The sequence below is a fragment of the Gilvimarinus gilvus genome (genome assembly GCF_030518155.1).
GTDB lineage: Bacteria > Pseudomonadota > Gammaproteobacteria > Pseudomonadales > Cellvibrionaceae > Gilvimarinus > Gilvimarinus gilvus.
Window position 1 is genome coordinate 1 of sequence record NZ_JAULRU010000223.1, and the last position, 355, is coordinate 355.

The 355-nt window shown below is 28.5% G+C and carries 1 protein-coding gene; it reads left to right on the forward strand.

Annotation, left to right across the window (positions count from 1 at the left end; all coding sequences use genetic code 11):
* Positions 1–355, forward strand: a 355-nt coding sequence (locus tag QWI17_RS03170) for a hypothetical protein (RefSeq protein ID WP_302721054.1), incomplete at both ends; no start/stop codon positions are given.

The following is a 355-nucleotide window of genomic DNA, read 5'->3' on the forward strand; positions in this document are numbered from 1 at the left end:
ATATTACCGCTCCTGAAACGATTAATATAAAATGTAAGAATTTTAATATCGATGTTCAAGAGAATATGAATACAAGTGTTGGGATTAACCAAATGAATTCTATAGGCATGAATTTTACAAATAGTGTAGGTGTAAATTATATAGCAACTGCTGGAGGAATGATGACTAATAATGCAATTTTAGATTATAGTTTGATGGCTGCTAATATTATGGAAATTGCCAATGGTAATAAAACGTCTAAATCAAAAGAAGTTTTAGACCAATCAAGTGATAAAAAGATTATTTCTGAAAATAAAAATGAAATACATAGTCAGGGTTCATTTGATAATAATGGAGGTGAAGGAACAAAAATGCA